Origin of the sequence: Flavobacterium sp. LC2016-01 (genome assembly GCF_009711135.1) — a bacterium.
GTDB lineage: Bacteria > Bacteroidota > Bacteroidia > Flavobacteriales > Flavobacteriaceae > Flavobacterium.
Genome location: NZ_WMIC01000005.1, coordinates 337,575 through 364,120, shown reverse-complemented (window position 1 = coordinate 364,120; position 26,546 = coordinate 337,575). Strand labels below are relative to the sequence as shown.

Below are 26,546 nucleotides of genomic sequence, written 5' to 3'. Positions count from 1 at the left end.
ACGAATCAATCTATTAAATAAAATACAAATCTATTAGTCAGAATTAAACCTAATGAATTTGCTAAAGTCTAATCGTTATAAACAATTAAAAAACTTACATCATGAAAAAACTATTTATCGCAGCTTTGTTATTTGTTGGAGTGGCATCTTTTGCACAAGACATGGATCAAAAACCAGCAGGTGATCAAAGAGAAAGAATGACGCCAGAACAGCGCAATGAAAAACAGCTGAAAAAATTAACTTCTGAATTAAATTTAGATGCTAATCAGCAAACTCAGGTAAAACAGCTTTTGGCTGATCGAAGCGCAAAAGCAGAAAAAATGAGAGAAGCCCGTCAAGCGAATAAAGACAGCGGAACTAAACCAACTGCTGCTGAAAGAGAAGCCTTTAAAAAAGATATGCTAGCCGAAAGAGATGCAAACGACGCTAAAATGAAATCGATCCTGAATGCCGACCAATACACAAAATGGAAAAAAATTCAGGAAGAAAACAAAGACAAGGCTAGAGAAAAAATGAAAGAATACAGAAATGACAGCAATTAATTTGCTTGCATAAAAAAAGAGGCTTTTAAGGCCTCTTTTTTGTTTTATAAACTTTCTTATTTAATTGGATTTAAAATCAAATCAATTCGTTTGATACAATCTTCATAATGGTATTTTGTTTCTGTATTTACTGCTGTCGCTTTTGCTGCAGTAAGTGATTTTTTCAAAGTGTTTAATTCACCGCGAACCAAAGCTCTAAGATCAGATTGTGCTACATTGTAATACGTAGCCGATCGGTCATTTGGTTTAAGTTCTTCAGTCATTAAATTCCCCATTCGGTCAATGTAAGCTCTCTGCAGATTTCTGCGGTAAATGGTAACATTTGATGCAGCAGCAGTTTCTTTCCAAATTCCTTTGCGAAGATCTTTAAAGAAATCTAAAGCTTTATAGGTATCAGCACCTAAAATTTCATTATCCATTAATCTTCCAATTCGGCTTAAACTCAACAAACTGTTTAGATGTCTTACTTGAATATTTCTGAAAGTCTCGGTATAACCTGCGTAATCTGTGTTTTTTAATGTGTTAATATTAACAATCCAAGTTGGCGATGCAAAAGCATTTGCCTGAAGCCAGTTCATTGCTTCAATTTGTTTTGCTTTTGGAACAACTTCATAAACATTTCCTGGCTGATTTGGATTTTTTGTGTTTTCATAAACACCACCAACATTAGTCACAACGTGCCCAACATATCTTCCCCAAACATCTAATAATTCTTTGTATAATTCACCTAAATCGTCGTAATCATTAGTAACCTTGTTGGTCCATTCGCTTAAATGATTTGCCACATATTCCAGATTTTTCATTCCGTATGTACTGGCTTTCATAGAATTATTCCCAATATCTTCTGTTTGAGAAGATGGATCAAAAGTACTGCTCTGCTTTCCGAATTTATAAATTGGATTTCCAGCTTTGTCTAAAATCCATTTGTCTAATGTTGCTTTTTCATCCTGTGATGATTTTGCATTTGGAATTACTCTATATCCCCAATTCAATGCATAATGATCATAAGCGCCCATTTTGCGGATAAAACGAATATTTTGATCTCCAGGCTGTGCAATATAATTATAACGCGCATAATCCATTATACTGGCTGAAATACCGTTTTCTTGTGTAAAAGGTCCGTTTCTATAACTCTCAACATCATATGAACAGCTTGCTCCCATATTGTGCGGAAAACCTAATGCATGTCCCACTTCATGTGCAATTACCATTCGCATCATTTCGCCCATTTCTTCATCACTTGTCTGCAGCGTTCTTGCTGATGGATTCGCTGCTCCTGTTTCTAGCAAATATCTGTTTCTGTACGAACGCAAATGATTGTGATACCAAATAACATCACTCTCTATAATCTCTCCTGTTCTAGGGTCAGAAACACTTGGTCCAACTGCATTTCTAGTCGTGCTTGCAACATATCTGATCACAGAATAACGAACATCCTCCGGACTAAAATCTGGATCTTCTTCTTTTGTCGGTGCATCTTTTGCAATAATGGCATTTTTAAATCCGGCAGTTTCAAAAGGTTTTTGCCATTCTTCAATTCCCTGCTTGATGTATTTTTTCAATTTTTCAGGAGTGGCAGGATCTAAATAATATACAATTGGTTTTATTGGTTCAACCAATTCTCCTCTTGCGTATGCTTCTGGATCTTTTGGTTCTAATCTCCAACGTCTGATATAAGTTTTTAAATCTGATTTTAATTCATTGCTTCCATAATCGTATTGACTAACGGTGAAAAAGCCAACTCGCGGATCTGCCAATCTAGGTTTCATAGGAACTTCTGGCAATAAAATCATCGACTGATTCATTTGAATACTGATTGACTCTGTATCTTCCAGCATTGACGGTTTTGAAGCATTGTAGGTCATGTCCTGAACAACTTCAATATTCATTGGAAAACTTTTAATTTTATTAATAAAACTTCTCGAATCATCAAGACCTTTTACTTTATAAGTTTCACGCATTTCCGCAGAAATTCCGCTGATTGCTTTCACATCTGTACTGTAGAATTTAGTTACATCGATTACAGTGTTAGCCGAATCTTTGCTGAAAGCTACAATATCAAAAGCAAATAATGTTGGCTCGTAATTATTTGATTTAACCGAAATACTAATTGGCAAAGTATCATTTGCAACCGAATTATACGATTTTGATTTGATCAGAATCTTATCTTGAAAACGCTGCCATACAATTAATTGCTCATTGGTTTCAGAACCCGCATTTACATAACCTCCTCCTAAATTTGAAGGCAGTTTTGCAAGTCTGCTTACCAGCAACATATCTTTATCTAAATATTTGTTTGGAATTTCGAAGTAGTATTTTTTATCGACTTTGTGAACCGTAAAAAGTCCTTCATCAGAAACAGCATCTTTTGTGATTACTTTGCTGTAGTCTTTAATGGTTGATTCCGATTTTTTTTCTGGCGGAGGAGCAGTTTGAGTTTCGTCTTTTTTCTTTTTCGACTGGGCAAATTGGTTGGTTGGAAATAGCGCAAAAGCCGCTATTGTAGATAAAATGAAAAATTTCTTCATTTATTGCAGGTTTAATGGTTATTTGATAAACAAAAATAATTTTTGATTACAATAACACAAGCCAATACGTCTTCATTAACTTTTTATTAACTACAAAATAAGGTTTATAATAATAAAAAAAGGTTCAGCTTGTAAAACTGAACCTTTGAGAAATATTTTTTATTTGATTTAAAATGTTTTCGAAACTTTATCGATCGCATTAATTGTAAAATCTAAATCTTCATACGTCAAAGCATCGGTTATAAACCAAGTTTCGTATGCGGATGGTGCAATATAAACACCTTCCTGCAACAATCCGTGGAAGAATTTTTTAAATGTTTCATTATCTCCTTTTGCAGCAGTTTGAAAATCGGTAACCGGATTTGCATCGAAGTGAACAGAAATCATAGAACCTACTCTATTGATGGTGAAAACAACATTATTTGCTTTTAAAACTCTGTCGATTCCTGCTTCTAAATAAGCTGTTTTTTCTTCTAAACGAGTAAAAATTTCACGGTCATTATTCAACGATTGCAACATTGCTAATCCGGCAGCCATTGCTAACGGATTTCCTGACAATGTTCCGGCCTGATAAACTGGCCCAAGAGGCGCCAAATAATTCATGATTTCTTCACGAGCCGCAAAAGCTCCAACCGGAAGTCCTCCACCAATTACTTTTCCGAAAGTTACAATATCAGCATTGATGTTATACAATTCCTGAACTCCTCCACGTGCCAAACGGAAACCAGTCATTACCTCATCAAAAATCAATAAGATTCCGTTTGCCGTACACAATTCTCTTAAACCTTCTAAGAAACCTTTTGCAGGCGGAATACAGCCCATATTTCCTGCAACCGCTTCAATAATAATGGCCGCAATTTCACCTTTATTCGCTTCGATTAAAGTTTTTACATTCTCTAAATCATTGTATTTAGCTAATAAAGTATCTTTTGCAGTTCCTTCCGTAACACCTGGGCTATTTGGAGATCCAAAAGTTACTGCTCCACTCCCAGCCTGAATCAAAAACGAATCAGAATGTCCGTGATAACAACCTGCAAATTTGATGATTTTATCTCTTTTTGTAAATCCTCTTGCAAGACGAATCGCGCTCATACAAGCTTCTGTACCTGAATTTACAAAACGAATTTTATCGATATTCGGAACCATAGAAACGGCCAAAGCGGCAATTTCTGTTTCCAATTCTGTTGGCATTCCAAATGAAGTTCCCAGTTTTGCTTTTTCGATTACGGCATCAACAACCGGCTGATAAGCGTGACCTAAAACCATTGGTCCCCAAGAGTTGATGTAATCAATTAATTTGTTTCCATCTTCATCATACAAATAAGCACCTTTGGCACTTTTTACAAAAATTGGAGTTCCGCCAACTGCTTTAAATGCTCTAACTGGTGAATTTACTCCTCCTGGAATTACTTTTTCTGCTTCAGCAAAAAGCTGACTACTTCTTTTATATAACATTTTTTATTTTAAATTTTTTAGATTGTTAGATTTTAGACTTCTTAGATTATCTGCTTAAGCCTTGATCTCTCACAAACTCATTGAAATATTTTTGTTCTGTTTGTTCTTCTTTTGAAAGCTTTTCTATTTTCTTATCCGACATTCCAATTGGTGAATAAAACTTCCACTTCCAAGTTGGTCTATGTTTTATGAAAAAATTTGTTTCTGCAAATTCATCATGCTCATAAACTCCACAAAAAAATCTGACAGTTAAAACTACTGCAGAAATAAAAATTACAATTGAAATTTTCTTCTTCATTATCTATTGAAAACTGCCACTGAGACTGAAAATTTTTACTTAACTCGCAACTTCTGTCCTATCGAAATTGCATTATCTGTTAAACTATTTTTTTGCTTTAAATCATCAACCAATACATTGAATTTTTTTGAAATCGAATACAAAGTATCACCTTTTTGAACTTCATATAAATTTGGATCGTTTGAGTCCATATTTATCTTTGGATCGGAAGCCACATCATAAGATGATTTTCTTGGTGGAGCTGTTTTATTAATCGCAACATAATTTTTTCCCGTAACCTGACAATCATATTGATGCAGATTATAACGCTCAATATAACTGATTAATTTATCTGGATAATTTGGATCTGTTGCATAACCACAGGCTCTCAACCCTTTTGCCCAAGCTTTGTAATCATCTTTTTCGTAAGTAAATAAAGTTGCGTATCTGTTTTTTCCAACCAAAAACAAAGCGTGATCTCTGTATGATTCTGAAGCTTCTGGATATTTTCTGAAACATTCCTGCTCTGCATCATCGTCATGGCGAACACTTTCGCCAAGCCAGTCTTTATGACATTTTATCCCGAAATGATTATTAGCTTCAACCGCCAAGTCACCTTTTCCTGCACCCGATTCTAAAATTCCCTGAGCCAAAATAATACTCGCCGGAATTCCGTATTTCTGCATATTTCCCATTGCAATATCTTTAAACTGCAAGATATAAGAATTAACTAAATCGCTGGTAACAACTGTTTTTGAAGTAGATTGAATAACCTCAGTTGTATTATTTGTAGAAGGGTAATTTTTACCAATTGGTTTAACTGGAGTTTGTTTTTTAGTCGCCACTGTCCTGGGCCTCTGAACTGCCGCTGCCTGTTTTTTTGTGGTCACAATAGCAGGTTTGCTTGACGAACAGCTTGCCAAAACTATAACTGTAAAGAGCAATACTATTTTTTTAATCATTGTTTTTGAGTATTGGTAATTTTTTCTGCTTCAATTTTAAATTCATTCCTTCAATTCCCTGTAATCCGCCGGTGTGAATGAGTAAAATTTTTGAATGTGCAGGAAAATAATTTTTGCTGATTAAATCTATAACGCCAAAAACCATCTTTCCTGTATAAATTGGATCTAAGGGCACTTTTGTTTTTTCAAAAAAAGCATTTATAAATTCGATTAATTCCAAATTTACTTTGCCATAACCTCCAAAATGATAGTCAGAAATTAAATTCCAGTTATCTTTTTTTGCAAAAATACGAATTTCATCGTTTAAAAAGTCACCTTTTAGTGCCGGAAACCCTAAAATTTTCTGATTTGGCAACGCGCTATTAATTAATCCTGAAATGGTTCCGCCCGTTCCAACGGCACAGCAAACGTAATTAAAAACCGAATCTTCATTGGTCAAAATCTCTTCGCATCCTTTTACAGCAAGTTCATTTGTACCGCCTTCGGGTACTAAATAAAAAGCATCAAACTTATCTTTTAGCTTTTCTATAAAAGAAATTTCGCTTTTTAACCTATAATCTTCTCTCGAAACAAACTCAAATTCCATTCCGTTTTCCTGAGCGAATTTTAAAGTCGGATTTTCTTCTATTTTATCGAAAAGTTCGTCACCGCGAATAATTCCGATAGTTTTAAAACCTTGTTCTTTTCCGGCAAAAGCCACAGCTGCAATATGATTTGAAAATGCGCCTCCGAAAGTCAAAAGCGTTTTTTTATTTTCGGCTTTCGCCTGAAGTAAATTGTATTTTAATTTTCGAAATTTATTTCCCGAAACAAACGGATGAATTAAATCTTCACGTTTTATTGTGAGAGAAATAGCATTCGGAAAACTGATATTTATATATTGATTGAAAACTGGATTCATTTTTTAAAGTTGAAAGTCAAAAGTCGAAAGTCAAAAGTGACAATTCTTATCTTAATATTTTTAAAGCTTAAAGCCTATACCATATTATTTTTTTATGTAATGTAGAAATTGAAAAAATGATCGGTTTTTCAAATAATTCATGTCGGTTTCTTTAGCGTAAGCTTCTCTTTCAAAACTGATATTTCGATAGGCCAAAGCGCCGTTTTTGTATTGAATTAAACGAATTAGATATTCTAAAAAATACCAGATAAAAAACGGAATTACTAAAAGTTCTAATTGCTGTTTTAAATGTATTTTTTCATGATTTACGAAAATTCCATTCGTTTTGTCAAAATCATATTTAACAATCACAAAGGGAAATACAGCCATACCGCGATATCCTTTCGGAATTAAATATTTGGCAACAATCAGAAACATTGGCTGTAAAATTTATAAATTTGTAGCTATAAAATTATTCGATTTCATTAAAATCATAATCAAATATTTATATTTTTGATTTTAAAATTATCAAAACACGAACGCGAAGCAGATTTATGAAAGAGCAAAGTAATGAAAATAAATTAATCGAAGGTGAAGATTTTTACTATACGCCCGAAGGTTATAAATGCTTCACTGAAAAACATCATTTAAAAAGAGGATATTGCTGCAAAAGCGGCTGTCGTCACTGTCCGTACGGATTTGATAAACGAACAGGTGAAATAAGAAAGAAGACTAATTAGTCAATTTTTAATTAGTCAATTTGAAAATGTGCCAATTAGCTAATTCAACAATTTAAAATATTATATGGATATCCATTCGAGAAAATTCAGGATTAAAATCCACAAATCCTATCATAGGTCGGATATCCGTTATCCCTAGTTTTTTAATTAGAAAATTTGTCAATGTGCCAATGCGTTAATTTGAAAATGAGATAATTATTTCAGATCGAATTTACATTGACAGGTATTTCGCTCCGATGGAGCTTTTATCAACCGACCGTATTGTTTTCTACAAATATTTCGCCTTTCCAAGGCTTAGTACAGCTCCTTAGGAGCGTAATATTTATAGAAATAAAATGTATCGGTCAGAATTTAAGTCCCAGCGGGACGACATAATCTAAAAAAACAAAAAATTAATCTGTTGTTAATCTAACCGCAATATCTTAGCATCTTAGATCCTCAGCACCTTAGAATCTTAAAAAAATGACTTTCAAAGAACAAATACAACAAGGAATTCCAAATATATTACCTCAAAAAGCAGTGTACGATCCGGCTATTAATCATGCTCCGAAAAGAAAAGAAATTCTTTCGGCAGAAGAAAAAAAACTGGCTTTAAAAAATGCATTACGTTATTTTGAACCTCAGCATCACGCCGAATTACTTCCTGAATTTTCAGAAGAATTAGAAAAATACGGGCGTATTTATATGTATCGTCTGCGTCCGGATTACAGAATGTATGCACGTCCGATTGATGAATATCCGGGAAAATCATTGCAGGCAAAAGCGATTATGCACATGATTCAGAACAATCTGGATTATGCCGTGGCGCAGCATCCACATGAATTGATTACTTATGGCGGAAATGGAGCAGTTTTCCAAAACTGGGCACAATATTTATTGACGATGCAGTATTTGTCTGAGATGACAGATGAACAGACTTTAACCATGTATTCAGGACATCCGATGGGATTATTTCCTTCACATTCAGAAGCACCAAGAGTTGTAGTTACAAATGGAATGGTGATCCCAAATTATTCTAAACCGGATGATTGGGAAAAAATGAATGCATTGGGCGTTTCGCAATACGGACAAATGACCGCAGGAAGTTATATGTACATTGGCCCACAAGGAATTGTACACGGAACAACAATTACAGTTTTAAACGGTTTCAGAAAAATAAAACAAAATCCTGAAGGAAGTCTATTTGTAACTTCTGGATTGGGCGGCATGTCTGGCGCACAACCAAAAGCCGGAAATATTGCCGGTTGTATTACAGTTTGTGCCGAAGTAAATCCGAAAATAACTAAAATCCGTCACGAACAAGGATGGATTAATGAAGTGGTAACTTCTACAGATGAATTGGTGGCGAGAGTAACTTTGGCGAAAGCCAATAAAGAAACGGTTTCTATTGCTTATTTAGGAAATGTAGTTGATGTTTGGGAACGTTTTGATCAAGAAAACATCAAAATTGATTTAGGTTCAGATCAGACTTCGCTTCATAATCCTTGGGCTGGAGGTTATTATCCAGTCGGAATTTCTTTTGAAGAAGCCAATGATTTGATGGCCAATAATCCCGAATCTTTCAAAGAAAAAGTTCAGGAAACGTTACGTCGTCACGCAGCAGCCATTAACAAACATACTGCAAAAGGAACGTACTTTTTTGATTATGGAAATGCTTTTTTACTCGAAGCTTCACGTGCAGGTGGCGATGTAATGGCCGAAAATAATATCGATTTTAAATATCCAAGTTATGTGCAGGATATTATGGGACCAATGTGTTTTGACTACGGATTTGGTCCTTTCCGTTGGGTTTGTACTTCGGGTAAACCAGAAGATTTACAAAAAACAGATACCATTGCAAGCCAGGTTCTAGAAGAATTAGCGAAGACTTCTCCAAGTGAAATTCAGCAACAAATGCAGGACAATATCAAATGGATAAAAGGTGCGCAGGAAAACAAACTGGTTGTAGGTTCTCAAGCTCGTATTTTATATGCCGATGCTGAAGGAAGAATCAAAATTGCTGAAGCTTTTAACCAAGCGATTGCAAAAGGTGAAATTGGTGCAGTTGTTTTAGGACGCGATCATCATGATGTTTCTGGAACCGATTCTCCTTACAGAGAGACTTCAAACATCTACGACGGATCACGTTTTACAGCCGATATGGCAATTCAAAACGTAATTGGAGACAGCTTTAGAGGCGCAACTTGGGTATCCATTCACAACGGCGGCGGCGTTGGCTGGGGAGAGGTTATAAACGGCGGATTTGGTATGGTTCTTGATGGGTCTAAAGAAGCTTCAAAGCGTTTAGCATCAATGCTTTTTTGGGATGTTAACAATGGAATTTCAAGAAGAAGCTGGGCTAGAAATGACGAAGCTATTTTTGCAATAAAAAGAGCCATGCAAGCTGAGCCTTTACTAAAAGTAACTTTGCCTAATATTGTTGACGAAAGTCTCTTTTAAAAGTAAAGCCGCTCATAAAATAGAGAACATTAAATTTCCAATAATTATGAAAACATTCAAATTAATTCCGATTTTTCTGCTTTTGATACTTGCTGCGTCATGTGACACGGTTAGTGCCTACTCTGACTACGACAAAACCGTAGATTTTACGCCTTATAAAACTTACGCCTATTTTAAGCCCGGAATTGATAAGGTCGAAATATCAGATTTGGACAAAAAAAGAATTCTGAAAGCGATAGACGATCAAATGCTAGCTAAAGGTTTTACTAAAAGCGAAAATCCAGATATACTAATAAACATTTTTACTAAAGCTAAAGAACAAGTTAATGTTAGTCAGTTTTATGGAGGATATGGTTATGGATGGGGTTACGGCTGGGGATGGGGCTACAGTCCTTATATGTACGGAGGAACATCTGTTTCAAGATATACTGAAGGAACTTTGTTTATTGATTTAATTGATGCTAAAAAGAAAGAAATGATTTGGCAAGGTCAAGGTATTGGTACTTTATACAAAAACATAGATAAAAAAGATGCCCGAATTAATGAGTTTGTAACCAAAATTTTAGCTCAATATCCGCCAGTAAAAAAATAATTAAGTACATTTGCTATTCAATCAGCTAAAAAATGACAAACTTTAATAACATTATTATCGCTATTATCAGCATTATTGCAATTCAGCAGTAATGGCGAGGTGTTATATAAATAAGTAAAATATAATTTATAAAAACCTCCCAAAACGGGAGGTTTTTTTATTTTAAATAATAATTAAAATGCGCCACGAATTACACGAATTATTTTTTCCTGAAAGACAAGAAAAAATTAGTGCTAATTCGCGCAATTCGTGGCAAAAAACAAAACATTATGAGTTTATTCAACGAAGTACTTAACGCAAAAAAGCAACTTGAAAATGTAGTTGCAGCTACGCCTCTTACGCAAAATTTAAATCTTTCAGACGAATTTAAATCGACTATTTTATTAAAAAGAGAAGATTTACAAATTGTTCGTTCTTATAAAATTAGAGGCGCTTACAACAAGATTTCGTCGTTGAGTGAAAAAGAAAAAGCAAATGGAATTGTCTGTGCGAGTGCAGGAAATCATGCCCAAGGTGTTGCTTATTCTTGCAGTCTTCTTAAAATAAATGGCAAAATTTACATGCCAAAAACAACTCCGAAACAAAAAGTAAAACAAGTACAATTGTTTGGAAAATCATTTGTAGAAATTGTTTTGACTGGTGATACTTTTGATGATGCTTATGCTTCAGCAACTGCAGATGCCATCAAAAATCACAAAACATTTATTCATCCTTTTGATGATCAAAAAGTAATTGCCGGACAAGGAACGGTTGGTCTGGAAATTCTTGAAAGCTATAAAGAACCGATAGATTATGTTTTTGTTCCAATTGGTGGTGGCGGACTAGCTTCCGGATTATCCGAGGTTTTTAAACATTTAAGTCCGAATACTAAAATCATTGGCGTTGAACCAAAAGGTGCTCCTTCGATGAAAACTTCAATTGAAGAAAATAAAAATACAGCCTTAAAAACCATTGACAAATTTGTTGACGGAGCCGCGGTAAAACAAGTTGGCGACATGACTTTTGAAATCTGCCGATACAATCTGGAAGATATTATTCTGGTTCCCGAAGGAAAGGTCTGCACGACAATTTTACGATTATACAATGAAGAAGCAATGGTTGTTGAACCTGCAGGGGCTTTGACCATTGCTGCTTTGGATTTTTATAAAGACAAAATTAAAGGCAAAAATGTGGTTTGCATTGTAAGCGGCAGCAATAACGACATTGAAAGAACTGCCGAAATCAAAGAGCGCTCTCTCCTTTATGAAGGTTTAATGCATTATTTTATGATTCAGTTTCCACAACGTCCTGGAGCTTTAAAGGAATTTGTAAATAATATTTTAGGTCCAGATGATGATATCACTTATTTTCAGTTTCACAAAAAAAACAATCGCGAAGTAGGTTCGGTTGTAGTTGGACTGGAATTAAAAAACAAAAAAGACATTATGAATATCAAGCTGAATATGACAAAAAACGGTTTTGAATTTCAATATTTAAATGATAATCAAGATTTGTTCACACAATTAATTGGATAAACAAAAAGGCTGTCTATTAACCGTAGACAGCCTTTTAAAATCAAATATAAAATTACTAATTGAATTCTAGATTTGTAATTTATTGTTTCAGCACTTTTTTAGTATAAGTTCCCGTACTGTCATTTACTCTTACCACATAAATGCCTTTTGGCAATCTTGAAATTTCAATTTCAGCCTGACTTCCTTCAAAATTCATGTTTTTCTTCAGAACGCTTATACCTTCAACTGAGAATATTTCCACTGTCGCATTTCCTTTGTGATTGGTATCAATTTTTAAATAATCATTTGATGAACTAACAAAAATTACCATGTCATTTTGATTCTCTTCTTCTGCCGGAATTGTCTGCACCAAAGCTTTCTTGGCTGTAGATTCAACCTGAACAAATTGCCATTGCTGATTTAGTCCGCCTGTATAAGCCCAAACCTGAATATTTGCCCCATTTGAAGTAGAGACATTTTCTACATCAAGTGATTTTCCGCTGTTTAAATTGATAATTTTATAATAACCAGTACCAAGATCAGTAACGGTCCATTTAAATTCATTTGAAGCCGCTAATGTTCGCTGCTGTACTTTTAATCCGTCACCAGTTCCATTATTTTCAACAGCTAAATACATTCCTGTCGATTTTACAATAATGTAATAATTCCCGCTTCCATCCGAAACAAATTTCCAGCGCTGATTGCTTCCGCCTCCGCTTGTAATATCATACTGCTGAATACGTCCACCGCTCGAAGTCGAATTATCCGCAACATCTAATCCTTTATTGCTATTTCTTGAAATAATATTATAATATCCTGGGAAACCAGTTGAAGAGGCCGTAACAGTAATCGCACTTGTGGCTGTTTTTGCACCATCTGCAGTTGTAACAGTAATTGTTGCCGAACCTGCAGCAACTCCAGAAACTAATCCAGATGAATTTACAGTTGCAACAGAAGTATTACTTGAACTCCAAGTTACATTTTTGTTAGTCGCATTTGTAGGCGAAACTGTTGCCGTTAATTGTGTTGTATTTCCAACTAAAATTGAAGCTGATGTTGGACTAACTGCAACAGAAGTTACTGGAACAACTGCTACACTTTTTACTTCAATTTTATCTATATTAAAGTCGCCGCCAATAATTTCGAAGCGTAAAACTTTATTATTTCCTCCTGCAAAAGTGATATTTGGAATAGAAACTGTTTGAAAAGTATCCCAAGAACCTGTATTTGGAACTGAAACCGTTGTCAAAACAGTTCCATCTAATAAAATACGAAGCTGTTTTCCTGAATTTATAGTCGAAACTGTTGCGTCGATTGTATAAGTTCCCGCAGTAACATTTGCAGTATATTCCAGCCACTCGCCATTAGCAGTCCAGCCAACAGTATAGCCAGAAGTTCCTGAAATTCCGGTGACATCAACACCTTCAGAAGTACGATATGCACCTCCTTGATTTGCTGTTTCATTATCATTATAAGCTACATTTTGTCCGCCTAAATCATAATTCTCGGCTTGAATTATTCCCGGAATCGAAGCGGGAGTTCCTCCGTAAGGCTGTTGTCCTTGAATTGTAAATGAGCTTGTTGCGGTTTTGCTTCCGCTAACAGTTGTAGCAGTAATTGTTGCCGTTCCCTGTGCTACACCTGTTACTAATCCGCTGGAATTTACGGTTGCAACTGCTGTATTGCTCGAACTCCATGTTACATTTGTATTTGAAGCATTGCTTGGCGAAACTGTTGCCGTTAATTGCTGTGTCTGCCCTGCAAAAATTGAAGCCGAAGCTGGTGAAACTGTAACTCCTGTTACCGCAACAATTGTTACCGTAATCGCTGAGGTCGCGGTTTTATTCCCGTCCTGAGTTGTTACCGTTATTGTTGCTGTACCTGCAGAAACCCCCGTTACAAGTCCGCTTGAGTTTACAGTTGCAACCGCCGTATTGCTTGAACTCCATGTCACATTTTGATTTGTTGCATTACTCGGAGCAACTGTTGCTGTCAATTGTTGTGTGCTGTTTACCCCAACGCTTGCAGTGGTCGGACTCACACTAACACCTGTCACTGCAACAGGAGCTCCCGCCGACCAATTAAATGTTACTGCCGATCCTGCAGGAACCGCATAATCAAATGCAGAAGATCCAGAAACAACTTTTATGGTATTAGAAGATGATCCCGAATTGTAAACCAAAAGCGCAATCGATCCGTCAGGATTTTTAAATCCAACCGAAAGAATACTGCCGCTTGTACTTGAAGACGCAATTCTTAAAGCGCCCGGTTTTACAAATTTTGAGATTTGACCAATAATATAATACGCTACATTTTTAGTATAAGTTGTACTGCTTGTTACCGTTACAGCTCCCAAACAGCTATTACAGCCTCCTGGCGTGTGAGGTCCTAAACTAGAGTTGTTTGCAGCATTCCATTCTAGAACTGTTTTCGCCCAGTTAGTTGTACTGCCAATAACAACGTTTTGCATGTGCCAGCCAAAATCGCCGCTGAAATTTCCTCCAGAACCTGTGTATTGTTCTGTAAAATAAACGTTTTTATTTGTTTGCGTTTTTACAGTTGACATTGCAGAGATATTTCCTAAATACAAGTGAAATGCTGCGCCATCTACATAACTGCTATTATTTAAAACATCTATCGGATATGCAGTATTATCGCAATTATGGTCAAAAGCAATAATTTTTATATTTCCATAACCTGCCGCCGCCATTTGTGGACCAAGCTGCTGATTGATAAAATTCTTTTGCTCTGTTGAATTCATCAGCATACTTGGCTCATTATTTGGATTTTCCGGCTCATTTTGAGGTGTGATTCCCCAAATTGAAATTCCCTGTGCGGCCATTGCATCAAAATATTTGACAAAATATTTGGCATAAGCGGCATAATATTGTGTTTGCAAGTTCCCTCCAACCCACGAATTATTCGTTTTCATCCAGCGCGGAGGCGACCAAGGTGTTGCAAGTATTTTTATGTTCGGATTAATAAGCTGAATCTTTTTAATAATCGGAATTAAATAGGTTAAATCTGGTCCGTTTAAACTAAAGTTATTCATATTTGTATCTCCCGAAGTTTCGTTATAACTATAAGAAGAACTGCTTAAATCTGATGCTCCTATACTAATACGAATAACATTGGCGTTTAAACCTGTTGTTGGATTATATAAGTCATTCAAAAGCTGATTTTGCTGTGTTGCCGCCATACCGCTGATTACTTCACAGCTTCCTTCGGTAAGTGTGTAACCAAAGCCGTCCATTGTTTGATAAGTAGTTCCTGCATTAACAGTTACTGTAGAAGGATTAGTTCCTGAATTGGTTCCGAAATTTACAGCAGTCTGCTGTTGAATTAATTTCGTTTGATCGCCAGTAGTCATCCATGGAGTAACCGACTGAGCATTTGTTTTAGTAATAAGTAAAAGCATTATAATGACTGGCATTATTAAAGCAATTACTCGATTTGTAGGTTTTTGAGTGGTTTTGTGCATTTTTTTTGGTTTTTTGTTAATTAAATTTTTCTTATTTATTAAGCATAATTTTATTAATTCATATCAATATTATGTTAATTTTAATTAAATTCATATTTATTTAACTTTACAAATACACATCAACACAAAATTTCACCTTTACAAAAACTTATCAATATTTTTTACAACTATTTAATTATCAAATAAATACATTTTTAAAACAAGCAAAATCTTACTTTTAAAAAAATCTTACAAACAATAACCTCAAAATCAATCTTTTAAACCTCTTAAAAATCATTAATTAATAGCGATCTTATCAAAATAAAAGAGCCGAAAATGACAAATATCATAGAAATAAGAAGAAGTTAAGTCGTATTTTTGCAATTCATATTTAGACAGAAAAAATGGCAGCGCTTAAAGATATTTCGACTATAGAAGACATCAAACAAATGGTGAACAGTTTTTATGATAATGTTAGAAAAGATGACCTTATTGGACCCATTTTTAATGACAAACTGCAAGATCGCTGGGAACCGCATTTACAGAAAATGTATGGTTTCTGGCAGACTATTTTGTTTGACGTTCGTGCTTATTCAGGAACTCCTTTTCCTCCTCACAAACAATTGCCGGTTGATAAAACGCACTTTGACCGCTGGATTGAAATTTTCAACACTACTATTGATAAACAATTTGCAGGTCCATTAACAGAAGAGGCTAAAATGCGTGCCACTAATATGGCTTTTATGTTTAATCATAAAATTGAATATTTTAGAAATGCTGAGAATGAATTGAGAAATTCAATAAAGAAGCCGTAAAAAAATAAAATACGCAAAACTTAAAAACCTACAAAAACGCAATAAAACACACTTTCGAGTAAAAATTTTGTGATGAATAGCAGAAATTAGCGGTCTAAATTCGTAATTTTACATTCTAATCTACAACGTTTTCGAAATGAATGCATCTATAGAAACAAATCCATTATTAGAGCGATTGCCTAAACATTTAAAGCAATTCATTAAACCTCAAGACTATAGCGATTACACTCCTATCAATCAAGCGGTTTGGCGTTATGTAATGCGTAAAAATGTAGATTACCTTTCTAAAGTTGCACATCACTCCTATTTAGATGGCTTGAAAAAAACCGGAATCGAAATTGATTCTATTCCGAGTATGTACGGAATGAACCGAATCCTGACCGAAATTGGATGGGCCGCAGTTGCCGTTGATGGATTTATTCCGCCAAATGCTTTTATGGAATTTCAAGCTTATAATGTTTTGGTTATTGCTTCGGATATCCGACAATTAGAACATATTGAATACACACCAGCTCCAGACATTATTCACGAAGGTGCCGGCCATGCTCCTATTATTGCGAATCCTGAATATGCAGAATATTTAAGACGTTTTGGCGAAATTGGATGCAAAGCAATTTCTTCTCATAAAGATTATCAGATGTACGAAGCGATTCGTCTGCTTTCGATTTTGAAAGAAGCCGAAGATACGCCACAAGAAAAAATTGACGAAGCCGAAAAAGCCGTTGCCGATTTGCAAAACAACATGGGCGAATTATCTGAAATGGCTCAAATTCGTAATTTACATTGGTGGACAGTGGAATACGGATTAATTGGAACAGTTGAAAATCCAAAAATATACGGTGCCGGATTACTTTCTTCTATTGGAGAAAGCGCTTGGTGTATGACCGAGAATGTTAAGAAAATCCCTTATGATATTTCAGCGGCCAATCAAAATTTTGATATTACGCAATTACAGCCACAGCTGTATGTAACGCCAACTTTCTCTTATTTGAGTTTGATTTTAGAAGAATTTGCAAATAAAATGGCTTTACGTACCGGAGGACTTTCTGGAATTCAGAAACTGATTCAGTCGAATGCTTTGGGAACTATTGAATTGAGTACTGGTTTGCAGATTTCTGGTGTTTTTACCAATGTAATTGAAGAAGAAGGAAAACCAGTTTACATTCAGACCACTGGAAAAACAGCTTTGGCTTATCGCGAAAAAGAATTAGTTGGACACGGAACTTTAACGCATCCTCACGGATTTGGAAGCCCGATTGGAAAACTGAAAGGCTTCAATTTAGCGATTGAAGATATGAGTCCGAAGGATTTACAGGCTTACAGCATCGTTGAAAATGAAACAGTGAAACTGGAATTTGAAGGCAATATTATTGTTGAAGGCGAAATTATTACAGGTTCACGAAATTTACACGGCGAAATTATCTTGATTAGCTTTAGAAACTGTACTGTAACGCATGGCGAAACGATTTTGTTTCAGCCTGATTGGGGAAATTATGATATGGCAATTGGTAAAAAAGTGGTTTCTGCTTTTTCAGGTCCAGCCGATGTGAATAGTTTTGATTTAATCAATATCGTTCCGACAACTAAAACAATTAAAGCGAAACATACTGATGAGCGTGATGAATTGGAAGTTTTATACGCCACAGTTCGAAACATCAGAAATAATAAAGATGCTAAAACCGAATTAAAATCTGTTTTTGAAAAAGTTAAAAACAATCATTCTAACGATTGGCTGTTAACAATTGAAATCGCAGAACTTTTAAAGGATTCTGATGAAAAACAACTGCTTCAGGAAGTATTGGTTCATTTGGATCAATTGAAAGAAAAACGTCCTGAAGTTGCGCATTTAATTGCTGGCGGATTGGATTTGATTTTTGACAAAGAGACCGCTTAAATTATTGCACACAGATTTTACAGATTTAAGCAGATTCTACAGATTTTTTTTAATCTCGCAAAGACGCAGAGTCGCAAAGTTTTTACTTAACAAGTTTGCTTTGCGACTCTGCGTCTTTGCGAGATTCTTTTTTTACAACTTTGAACTCAAATCCTGATTTAACTCAGTCTCAGATTCAATAGTTTTTCCATTATATTGCAATTTCCAACCCATTGAATTGGTCATAATTAAGATCTTAGACAATTCGCTTATTAATCGATTTTCGGCGTTTGTTTTTAATGAAGATGTTTCGATTTTTTTAGCCAGATTCGCTTTTACCGATTTATTGATTTTATTGTAGTCATCGCCCGTAAACGGATTCAGTTTGCTTTGTTCTACATCATAAAACTGAATATCGGGATTGATGGTAATTTCTTCTTTTGGGATGTTTAAAATCGTAATCGTTTTATTTTTTTCATCAATATCATATTTCATTTTGTGCAAATCGTAAGCAACCGTAACATTTGCATTTACAACAACAAGGGCTTTCTTCTCAAAAGAAATCATGTCCATGAAATATTTCTGCTGATTTTTATACGTAATGACTTCTGAAAAATGTCCTTCGGTGACAACCAATTTTCCAACATTAAGAATCTGTTGCTGAATTAAATTGGTGTTGTATTGAATATCGGAATCGTCGTCTTTTTTGAATTGGCAATATTTAAAAGCCAAAATAATGACTAAAACAATGACACTAATACCGATAATTCTTTTCATTAAGTTTTGCATTCTAATAAAATGTTTAGACGAATTTACTTCTTTTTTTAGTTTTTTTCGCCACGATTCTTTTTTTTCGCCACGAATTACACGAATTTCCACTAATCTCAGCTTTGTATAAATGAATCAATTTCACAAATTAAAAATTCGAAAAATTAAAATTTATGCGTTCCAAAAAATTCGTGCAATTCGTGTAATTCGTGGCAAGCAAAAATCTTTAAAACGGATATCCAATAGCAATATTTAGAATCAGGTTTTCTTTTCTCCAAGGTCCGCTTCCAAAATCGATGTCTTTAATTACCCATCTTTGGCCGTCAGGCAAATAGGGTTTTCTGAGCGGAAATGCCAAATCGGTTCTTAATATAAAGAAAGACACGTCAAATCGTAAACCTACGCCCGCGCCTACTGCGATTTCTTTCATAAAATCTTTAGAAAATTCTGCACCCGGTTTATTTGGATCGGCATTTACAAGCCAAATATTTCCTGCATCAATAAACGCTGCGCCTCGCACAATACTGAAAAGTTTCGCCCTATATTCCGTACTGAATTCTAATTTCAAATCTCCCGACTGATCTGGCAGATAATCATTAGTAGTCACTGTATTTAAATAGCTTCCAGGACCTATTGACCTTGCTCTAAAAGCACGAATACTATTTGTTCCTCCCACTACAAACTGTTTTGATGTTGGCAAAACACCCGAATTCCCATAAGGAATACCAGCCCCAACAATAATTCGGCTGGCTAACTCGCTTTCTTTTCCTAATTTTAAATAATGTCTGAAATCACCTCTAATCTTGGCATATTGGCTAAACGGAACATCAAAAATTTTAATCGTATCATTCTTTTTAGCATTTGCTCCCGTAATTAAACCAGTTACATTTCCAGCCAAATCTAATTCTCCGCTAAAGTAAAAGGTGTTTTTTTTACGTTTTTGCATCGTATTAGTGTACGTGTAAGTATAAGTTGGTCCAAAAATTAATTGTTTTTCAATTACCTTTTTTAAGGCTTCATCATCTTTGGCATCTTCTAAATATTCTGCCGTCACGTGATTCGGGCTCACATAAGTAATATCCATTACATTCAATTGATGTTCTTTTCGCGCATTTTCTTTCCATAAATAACCAAAAGAAGTTTTAAACGAATTCAAAGCATACAATTGAGTTCTGTTTTGATATTCATAACGAAGTGTGGCTTTTGTTCTTGGAACATATTCGCTCGAACCTTCAATATGAAAAGGCGAAATAAATCTAGGCCAGGTTAAACTGGTTTCTGTTCCTAATTTGTAGATATTTTTGCCATTATTCGTTCCTGAAAGCTGAAAATCGGCACCTCCAAAAACAGAAACAGTCAGCAATTCGGCTCCGCGAAATAAATTTCGATTGTTCCAGTTTACATTGATTTCTGTACCCGTATAACTCGCTGAATTTGTTTTTCCCAAAACCTCAACACGAATGAATTTCTTTGGCAAAAGCGTCAAATAATAATAGGAATCCAGTGCATTTTTTATACTGTCTGAAGTTCTAAATTCATTTTTCACAAAACTGAAAGTACCCAAATTTACAAATCGGTTTAAAGTCAAATTGTGATCTTTTCTGTTGTATAAATCGCCTTTTTTAAAATATATCGTTCGGTCAAAAACTCTTGGATTAAAAGTATCTGCTGTATCTATGATTGTAAAATCTTTGTACTGAACAACGTCTTCAGGTTTATATTTTACACTGTCTTTAGAAATGGAGAAATTTGGATAAACAATGATTTTATCAATTTTATAAGCCGTCAGCGCTTTCGGAGGAGCGTCGTCTTTTATGACCAATCTGATTTTTACTTCATGATCGCCTTTACTGCTGTCTACTTTAGCCAAAATATAATCGGGATTAAAATAGTAATAGCCTTTTTCTTTTAATCTAGCGTCTATCCTTTCTCTTTCAGCCTTTATAACATCCAAATCATACGGATTTCCAACTTTCAACAAACTTCTTCGGCTTGACCTTCCAATAATTCTTGACATTGCCAATGAATCATCAGGAAAAGTCACGCTTTTAATGATGTACCGTTCTTTTGGCACAACAATATATTCCGCTGTTACTCTTTTATTTCGAACAGTCGAATCGGCACTTACGCGAGTTTTAAAATACCCTTTGTTTTCTGTAAAATTTCGCAAAACCGATGCATTATAATCTAAATCAACTTTACTGAAAAGTACCGGTTCCTCGCCCACTTTTGTTCGAAGCCAATATCGAAACCCTTTGTCTTTTTTTGGCTGGCCCGCAATATTATAAAACCATAATTTCGGGCGAAGACCCAAAAATTGTTTGTTTGGTTTTGGGCGAAGCAAATCTTCAAGCTGGTTTTCTAAAGCTTTTCGGTCTTTCTTTTTAATAATCGAATCTTTCACTTTTACTGAAGCGCCGGTATAAAGCAAATCGCCTTCGGGTAAATATTTAGTGTTGCTGCATCCAAAAACAAAAAAAATGGACAGCGTAATAAAATATTTTATATATCTGTTTTTCATCTTATTATGTTTTTATATCCGTGCCTTTAATTTGATCTTCTTCCTTCTTCTCTTTTTCTTTCGCTTCTTTATCCTTTTGTTTTTGTCGTTCTTTACGCAGTTTTTCCTCTCTAATCATTTCTTTTTCTGCTTCGCTGCGATGAAAAAGTTCGCGGAATTTATTGTAACTCATGGTAATAATAAAAGCAATTCCGGTTTCGATTACCTGACCTTCAACCGCAACCTGATATTCGTTTTTTCGATATGCACGAAGCATATAACGACCATCTTTTGTTAGTTGATAATCTAAAGCAACGTCGCCCGCAATATTGGTACTTTGCTCGTTGGCGCGCTCTTGTCCTTCGACTGCAAAACTGCTTCCAACAGTAACTTTTAATCGGTCGTCCAAAAGTTTTTTAGAAACGCCAACATTCAAATCGGTTCTGTTTTCCATTGTTCCTGTTGTGTAATCTTCGGTTGATTCCAAATCAAACTCCAATTGAACACCGCTGATCAATTCTCCTGCAAAATCATTTAATTGTTGTGACAAAATCTTGCTCACACTTTGCCTTGCCAACGATTCAGCACTTGTACCGCCACTTTCACTCGCAAACGGATTTTCGCCAATAAATCTGTTTAATAATAAAAGAGCAAAAACCTGTTTGTTCATTTCAGCTGGTTCTTGGCGCAACTGCTCCAATTTTGTACGGGATAACTCTACAATATTAGAAGAAACTCCATAATTCCCCTCTGGAAGTACAATGTCAAAAGTGATTTCTGGCTTTAACAATTCGCCATTCATTTTTAAATGTGTCTCAAAAGGTATTTTTTGTTTGTAAGTGTTTTTTTCAGCCTGAGTTTTATCTCCTAACTGATTTCCAAGCAAATCAATAGGCGCTGTTTCTACTTTATAAATCGCCGTAATATTCAAACTTGCCATTGTCGGCTCTCCATTCCATATAATTGAACTTCCTTTTTGAATATTGAATTTTCTTCGGATCATGTTGAAATTCATTTCATATGCTCCATCTGTAAATTCATATTTGCCCGTTAAAGTTGTTTTTCCCGAAGGATCAATTCCGCCCGTTAACTGCGCTTCGCCTTTCAAATTCAAATAATCTCCGTTTCCTTTGTCGATAATTAAAGTTAATTCCGCTTCTTTATCGATCGAAATATCAACGCTCACATCCATTCCGATTAATTCTGACTGATTCAGCTTTTTCTCCATCGCGGCGGTCTGTCTCAAATATTGATTATCCTCATCAACAAACTCTACAATTCCTTCTCTGTCAGCAATCGAAGGATCCGATTGTGGCAAAACCACCGTAAACTTCGTTTCTTTATTTACTTTAATATTTCCGCCAATAACTGGATTTTCAAGCGTTCCTTTTACGTTTAGTTTTGTGTCCAAAAACAAATCTCCGTAGAACAAATCATTGTCGGGAGCTTTAGAATGAATCGCTCTAAAATCATCAGCAACAATCGTTAAACCGAAATTATATTTCTTGAAATCAGGCGACTGAATGGTACCGTCAACCGTTAATTCGTTGTCATTTTCGTCATGAAGCGTAAACTTGTCAAAAGTGATAATACCCTCATTAAAAGCGATTTTTTCTTGATCTATTTTAAAATAGGAATTCAGCTGTGTAACTCTAAAAGCCGAGTCATTAAAATTAAGCTCTCCATTAATTTTAGGTGCATCAGCCGTACCTTGAATTTTAAAATTCCCCGATAAATAACCAGTTCCTTCAGAAATATTATCCATGCTGAAGCCTTGAATACTTTTTATATTCAGTTTGTTTATTACCAAATTAAAATCAAAAGTTCCGCCCTCAATTGCATAATCTCCTGTCAGATTTACATCGTTTCCTTCATCGCTCAGCTGTACATTTGCGCTAAGAATATTGGCCGTTTTATTGTCAACTTTTACTTCTAAATCGCCAACTTTATCGCCTTTAAAAGTAAAATCGTCAATTTTTAAATCTGATGTAAAAGTGGGTTTTGTCATTACGTTTTCGACAACCGCATTTCCATTAATCAAACCTTGCATGAGCAGTTTGTCTTTTTTGACAATGTTCATGATGGTTTCAATTTTGAAATTCACAAAATCAACCTGAATTGGTGCGTTATTTTGAGTTCCTTGTGATTGAATTTTCAATTCATCTCCATCATTTTCAAGGAAAAATTTATTGATATAAAGCTGATTTTTTCCAAATTCAATGGCATTTTCCGGATCGATTTTCCATTTATCATAATTTAAGACGAAGTTTTCAGCATCAATTTTGAAGATGTTTTTAGAATCTTCGGCTTTAAATTGACCGCCAACAAAATACTGCTGTTTGTCTTTTGCATCTTTTATTTCGAGCGCATAATCCAGAATGTTATTCTCCACTTTGCCCGATAGACTCGTAAACGGAATTTTCAATGAACCGCTTTCAATTGTAGCAAAAGAAACAGCATATTCTAAAGCATTGTCTTTGGCTTCAATATTTATTTTTCCCTCAGAAATGGTATTATCCGCATAAACAATTCTTGGGATTGTTCCTTTTATTTCTAAAGAATCGGTTATATTATTGTATTTCCCGGTAATTTTAATTGGCTCTAAACCCGTAAGTTTCGGAATTAATTGAAACAAAATTGGATCGTTATCAACCGTTAAAGTAAAAGCCAATCTTTGTTCACCAGATTCTCCATTTGCTTTCGGATTTTTTAAATCAATATATTTTGACAATGATTTTTTTATTGCCGAAGTCAATGTCGTCAATTTATATTTTCCATCAACTTCTGCTTTTAAAAACTGCGACGAAATTTTGATATTATTTCGGGTATTATCTGAAAAAGCAATGACACGAACCGAATCCAAAACAATTGGTTCCTTGTCCTGCAAAATCTGAATGTTTGAGAGAAAAACTTTTCCGTTCAGGAAATCAGGATTGCTGTTGGCAATATCGGCATCAACATTTCCGCGAAGTTTCATTGGGCCTGCGTGAAGATGCAGTTTTTCTAAATCGGCTATATCTAAATTTAATTTTAATTTTATGGCCGGATATTTCTCTTTTGTATTACCGCTGGCGACCAAATCAAAATTCAAATTTGGATCTTTCATTCCTGATTTTACAGCAAAAGATCCATTTTCAATATTTCCTTTCAATGCCAAATCTCTGTACGTATATTTATTGAAAACTGCTTTTTGAACCAATCCGTCCACTACTGCATTTGCCGTTTTTGGGTCTAAACCAGTTCCTTTGACTTTCGCTTTAAGCGTAATTTTTCCGATCGAATCATTTTTGATTAATCTTCCTAAATCGAAATCCAATAAATAAACTGTAGCGTCGTATTTTTCTCTTTTTTTGACACGCTGATCAAATAACGCATCGACTTTTGCATTCCCGAAACTGCTGTTCAAAGCCAGATTTGTTTTGAAATTCTGCACAGAACCTTTGAATTTTCCCTGTAAACTTAATTGTTGCGGAATCTGAATATTCTTCGGAATTGTTCCTTTAGGTACAAACGAGTAAATGTCTTTTGAAGTGCTCGAAAGTTTTTTGATATTCAAATCGTAATAGGCTTTTTGAGCATCAGGCAATCCTTTTATCTTCCCCGAAAGGGAAACTTTTGTTGTTCCGATTCCGCTCATTTCGAATAACGGAATATCCAAATCTTTTACTTTTCCGCTCAAACGTGTGTTGATCGCCAAAACAGCATTTGGACTACTTTTAAACGGATTTGTTTTTTGTAAATCGGGTGCAAAAAGCAAAATGTCTTTGAAACCAATTTTTGAATTCTTTACATTTGCTTCAATCGAAAGGTTTCCAAGATCTTTTTGAAGCGCTTTGAGCGATTTATATTCGACTTTAATTTTATCCTGAAGAAGCGTTTGCGGTGTTTTTAGATATAATTTATTCAGATACGCATTTTTTGGTCCGTAGAAAAAGTCAGTTTTTAAGGCTTGAATATTCAAACCGCTTTTTTCTACAACTGCCAGAGATTTTATATTTCCCGAAATAGTATCATTGGCATAATACAATTTTTCAGCTTGAAAGTTGAATTTATCCAAATCCAAATGACTGTAATCTAAACCTTTTGCAACGGGTTTTGATTGCATATCATCAAATTTGAACGCGACATTTTTAATATCAACTTTATTTAATTTTGCTTTCCAACCCGCTTGTTTTATTGCTGTTGTATCTAAATCTGGCGCATCAATTTGTTTGTCTTTTGCTCCTAATCTTAAATTTCCGCTAAGATTTTTTAGTTCGAAAGTATCGAAATCCAAAAGCTGTTTATTCAAATCAATTTCATTGAAAGACAAATTTAGATTTCCGAGTTTTATTCCCGAATCTAATTTTGAATCTTTATTATCGTAAGTAATATCAATTTTTGATAAACTGATTTTTCCGAGTTTTAATTTGAAATCTGGTCGCTTGGAGATTGTATCGACAGTTTTTACCGAAACCTCAGCAATTTTCTCTACAACATCTTGATTTAAAATTAATTTTAATCCGTTAAGATCAATGTTCGGAATATCGAAATTCATTTTATCCAAATCAAATTCCTTGAATTTAGTATCAAAATGAGTCAGCTTTACGCGAATATCATTTTTAGAGAAATCATCTTTAAAATTGAATTTGACATTATCTAAATTGACTTTTACGACTGATATTTTAAAAGGTTTGCTGTTCGGATCTTCGACTTTTGGTTCTTTTGATTCGAATGCTTTTATGATATAATCGAAATTGAAAACGCCGTCTTTATTTCGGGAAATATTTGCTTTCACATTTTCAAGTGAAACCGAATTGATTTCGAGTTCACTGCTGACCAGTTTAAAAAGATCAACATCGAGTTCCAAACGCTTTCCTGCTAGTAAAGTGTCTTTTTTTTGATCTTCAAAATAAAAACCTTCCAGCACTACATCTTTTGGAAATTTAATGGAAATATGATCTAAAGAAACTTTGGTTTTAATTTTTTTATGGAGGTAAGAAACCGCTTTGTCCTTAACAAAATTCTGAACGGATGGAACTTGAATTAAAATAATTAAGAGCAATAAAAGTGCAACTATTGAAGTCATGCACCAAAGCAGTACACGAAGTGTTTTTTTTAGAAAATGAATTGATTTCTTATTCATACGTCAGCAAAACACAATTAGATTAAAGTTGCAGTTTTATAAGGCTGTAATTATACAGTCTACAAAATTGTGGATTTTAAATCTTAACAATTTACAC

Annotated in this window: 17 protein-coding genes; 7 read left to right on the top strand and 10 right to left on the bottom strand. The window is 34.8% G+C overall.

Going from position 1 to position 26,546, the window contains the following annotated elements:
• The first annotated feature begins 101 nt into the window (after positions 1-101).
• A complete protein-coding gene (locus GKZ88_RS12770; RefSeq protein WP_155102753.1) occupies positions 102-542 on the top strand; it encodes a hypothetical protein in 441 nt (146 codons plus the stop codon).
• 56 nt (positions 543-598) lie between these two features.
• On the opposite strand, the gene GKZ88_RS12765 is transcribed toward GKZ88_RS12770, so the two are convergent.
• The 6 genes from GKZ88_RS12765 to GKZ88_RS12740 form a co-directional block, all read right to left on the bottom strand.
• Positions 599-3,070, bottom strand: a complete 2,472-nt coding sequence (locus GKZ88_RS12765; protein ID WP_155102752.1) for a zinc-dependent metalloprotease — start codon at positions 3,068-3,070, stop codon at positions 599-601.
• A 168-nt stretch (positions 3,071-3,238) separates the two neighbouring features.
• Positions 3,239-4,525 (bottom strand): glutamate-1-semialdehyde 2,1-aminomutase, encoded by a 1,287-nt coding sequence (hemL, locus tag GKZ88_RS12760; RefSeq protein WP_155102751.1) that lies wholly within the window; start codon positions 4,523-4,525, stop codon positions 3,239-3,241.
• A 46-nt stretch (positions 4,526-4,571) separates the two neighbouring features.
• Positions 4,572-4,823, bottom strand: coding sequence for a hypothetical protein (locus tag GKZ88_RS12755; protein ID WP_155102750.1), 252 nt, complete (start codon positions 4,821-4,823; stop codon positions 4,572-4,574).
• Between the two features lie 35 nt (positions 4,824-4,858).
• Positions 4,859-5,764, bottom strand: a complete 906-nt coding sequence (locus GKZ88_RS12750) for a glucosaminidase domain-containing protein (protein WP_155102749.1) — start codon at positions 5,762-5,764, stop codon at positions 4,859-4,861.
• Positions 5,757-6,665 carry a pyridoxal-phosphate dependent enzyme gene (locus GKZ88_RS12745; protein WP_155102748.1) on the bottom strand — a complete coding sequence of 303 codons (909 nt, stop codon included), beginning with the start codon at positions 6,663-6,665 and terminating at the stop codon, positions 5,757-5,759. The genes GKZ88_RS12750 and GKZ88_RS12745 overlap by 8 nt, the downstream gene beginning before the upstream one ends.
• An 84-nt stretch (positions 6,666-6,749) precedes the next feature.
• On the bottom strand, positions 6,750-7,082 hold the full coding sequence (locus tag GKZ88_RS12740) for a hypothetical protein (RefSeq protein WP_155102747.1): 333 nt from the start codon (positions 7,080-7,082) through the stop codon (positions 6,750-6,752).
• A gap of 116 nt (positions 7,083-7,198) precedes the next feature.
• Between GKZ88_RS12740 and GKZ88_RS12735 the strand changes: the two genes are divergently transcribed.
• The 4 genes from GKZ88_RS12735 to ilvA all read left to right on the top strand — a co-directional run bounded on the left by GKZ88_RS12735 (position 7,199) and on the right by ilvA (position 11,929).
• The gene (locus tag GKZ88_RS12735; RefSeq protein WP_071636586.1) at positions 7,199-7,384 is read left to right on the top strand and encodes a DUF5522 domain-containing protein; all 186 of its coding nucleotides are present in this window, start codon (positions 7,199-7,201) and stop codon (positions 7,382-7,384) included.
• A gap of 462 nt (positions 7,385-7,846) precedes the next feature.
• Positions 7,847-9,823, top strand: a complete 1,977-nt coding sequence (locus GKZ88_RS12730; RefSeq protein ID WP_155102746.1) for a urocanate hydratase — start codon at positions 7,847-7,849, stop codon at positions 9,821-9,823.
• A 46-nt stretch (positions 9,824-9,869) separates the two neighbouring features.
• Entirely contained in the window at positions 9,870-10,415 is a 546-nt protein-coding gene (locus tag GKZ88_RS12725) for a DUF4136 domain-containing protein (RefSeq protein ID WP_155102745.1), read from the top strand.
• Between the two features lie 269 nt (positions 10,416-10,684).
• Positions 10,685-11,929, top strand: coding sequence for a threonine ammonia-lyase IlvA (ilvA, locus tag GKZ88_RS12720; protein WP_155102744.1), 1,245 nt, complete (start codon positions 10,685-10,687; stop codon positions 11,927-11,929).
• 79 nt (positions 11,930-12,008) lie between these two features.
• Here ilvA and GKZ88_RS22500 read toward each other — a convergent pair whose 3' ends face one another.
• Positions 12,009-15,389, bottom strand: coding sequence for an Ig-like domain-containing protein (locus GKZ88_RS22500; RefSeq protein WP_155102743.1), 3,381 nt, complete (start codon positions 15,387-15,389; stop codon positions 12,009-12,011).
• A gap of 383 nt (positions 15,390-15,772) precedes the next feature.
• On the opposite strand from GKZ88_RS22500, the gene GKZ88_RS12710 reads away from it, so the two are divergent.
• Both GKZ88_RS12710 and GKZ88_RS12705 read left to right on the top strand, forming a co-directional pair.
• Entirely contained in the window at positions 15,773-16,183 is a 411-nt protein-coding gene (locus tag GKZ88_RS12710; RefSeq protein ID WP_155102742.1) for a group III truncated hemoglobin, read from the top strand.
• A 136-nt stretch (positions 16,184-16,319) separates the two neighbouring features.
• On the top strand, positions 16,320-18,077 hold the full coding sequence (locus GKZ88_RS12705) for an aromatic amino acid hydroxylase (RefSeq protein ID WP_155102741.1): 1,758 nt from the start codon (positions 16,320-16,322) through the stop codon (positions 18,075-18,077).
• A gap of 132 nt (positions 18,078-18,209) precedes the next feature.
• Here GKZ88_RS12705 and GKZ88_RS12700 read toward each other — a convergent pair whose 3' ends face one another.
• The 3 genes from GKZ88_RS12700 to GKZ88_RS12690 form a co-directional block, all read right to left on the bottom strand.
• Entirely contained in the window at positions 18,210-18,845 is a 636-nt protein-coding gene (locus GKZ88_RS12700) for a DUF4230 domain-containing protein (protein WP_155102740.1), read from the bottom strand.
• A 205-nt stretch (positions 18,846-19,050) separates the two neighbouring features.
• Positions 19,051-21,345, bottom strand: a complete 2,295-nt coding sequence (locus tag GKZ88_RS12695; RefSeq protein ID WP_155102739.1) for a BamA/TamA family outer membrane protein — start codon at positions 21,343-21,345, stop codon at positions 19,051-19,053.
• 4 nt (positions 21,346-21,349) lie between these two features.
• Entirely contained in the window at positions 21,350-26,449 is a 5,100-nt protein-coding gene (locus GKZ88_RS12690; RefSeq protein ID WP_155102738.1) for a translocation/assembly module TamB, read from the bottom strand.
• Positions 26,450-26,546 lie beyond the last annotated feature (97 nt).

Coding starts and splice junctions, on each gene's coding strand:
- GKZ88_RS12770 (WP_155102753.1), top strand. CDS start 102: ATGAAAAAACTATTTATCGCAGCTTTGTTATTTGTTGGAGTGGCATCT.
- GKZ88_RS12765 (WP_155102752.1), bottom strand. CDS start 3,070: ATGAAGAAATTTTTCATTTTATCTACAATAGCGGCTTTTGCGCTATTT.
- hemL (WP_155102751.1), bottom strand. CDS start 4,525: ATGTTATATAAAAGAAGTAGTCAGCTTTTTGCTGAAGCAGAAAAAGTA.
- GKZ88_RS12755 (WP_155102750.1), bottom strand. CDS start 4,823: ATGAAGAAGAAAATTTCAATTGTAATTTTTATTTCTGCAGTAGTTTTA.
- GKZ88_RS12750 (WP_155102749.1), bottom strand. CDS start 5,764: ATGATTAAAAAAATAGTATTGCTCTTTACAGTTATAGTTTTGGCAAGC.
- GKZ88_RS12745 (WP_155102748.1), bottom strand. CDS start 6,665: ATGAATCCAGTTTTCAATCAATATATAAATATCAGTTTTCCGAATGCT.
- GKZ88_RS12740 (WP_155102747.1), bottom strand. CDS start 7,082: ATGTTTCTGATTGTTGCCAAATATTTAATTCCGAAAGGATATCGCGGT.
- GKZ88_RS12735 (WP_071636586.1), top strand. CDS start 7,199: ATGAAAGAGCAAAGTAATGAAAATAAATTAATCGAAGGTGAAGATTTT.
- GKZ88_RS12730 (WP_155102746.1), top strand. CDS start 7,847: ATGACTTTCAAAGAACAAATACAACAAGGAATTCCAAATATATTACCT.
- GKZ88_RS12725 (WP_155102745.1), top strand. CDS start 9,870: ATGAAAACATTCAAATTAATTCCGATTTTTCTGCTTTTGATACTTGCT.
- ilvA (WP_155102744.1), top strand. CDS start 10,685: ATGAGTTTATTCAACGAAGTACTTAACGCAAAAAAGCAACTTGAAAAT.
- GKZ88_RS22500 (WP_155102743.1), bottom strand. CDS start 15,389: ATGCACAAAACCACTCAAAAACCTACAAATCGAGTAATTGCTTTAATA.
- GKZ88_RS12710 (WP_155102742.1), top strand. CDS start 15,773: ATGGCAGCGCTTAAAGATATTTCGACTATAGAAGACATCAAACAAATG.
- GKZ88_RS12705 (WP_155102741.1), top strand. CDS start 16,320: ATGAATGCATCTATAGAAACAAATCCATTATTAGAGCGATTGCCTAAA.
- GKZ88_RS12700 (WP_155102740.1), bottom strand. CDS start 18,845: ATGCAAAACTTAATGAAAAGAATTATCGGTATTAGTGTCATTGTTTTA.
- GKZ88_RS12695 (WP_155102739.1), bottom strand. CDS start 21,345: ATGAAAAACAGATATATAAAATATTTTATTACGCTGTCCATTTTTTTT.
- GKZ88_RS12690 (WP_155102738.1), bottom strand. CDS start 26,449: ATGAATAAGAAATCAATTCATTTTCTAAAAAAAACACTTCGTGTACTG.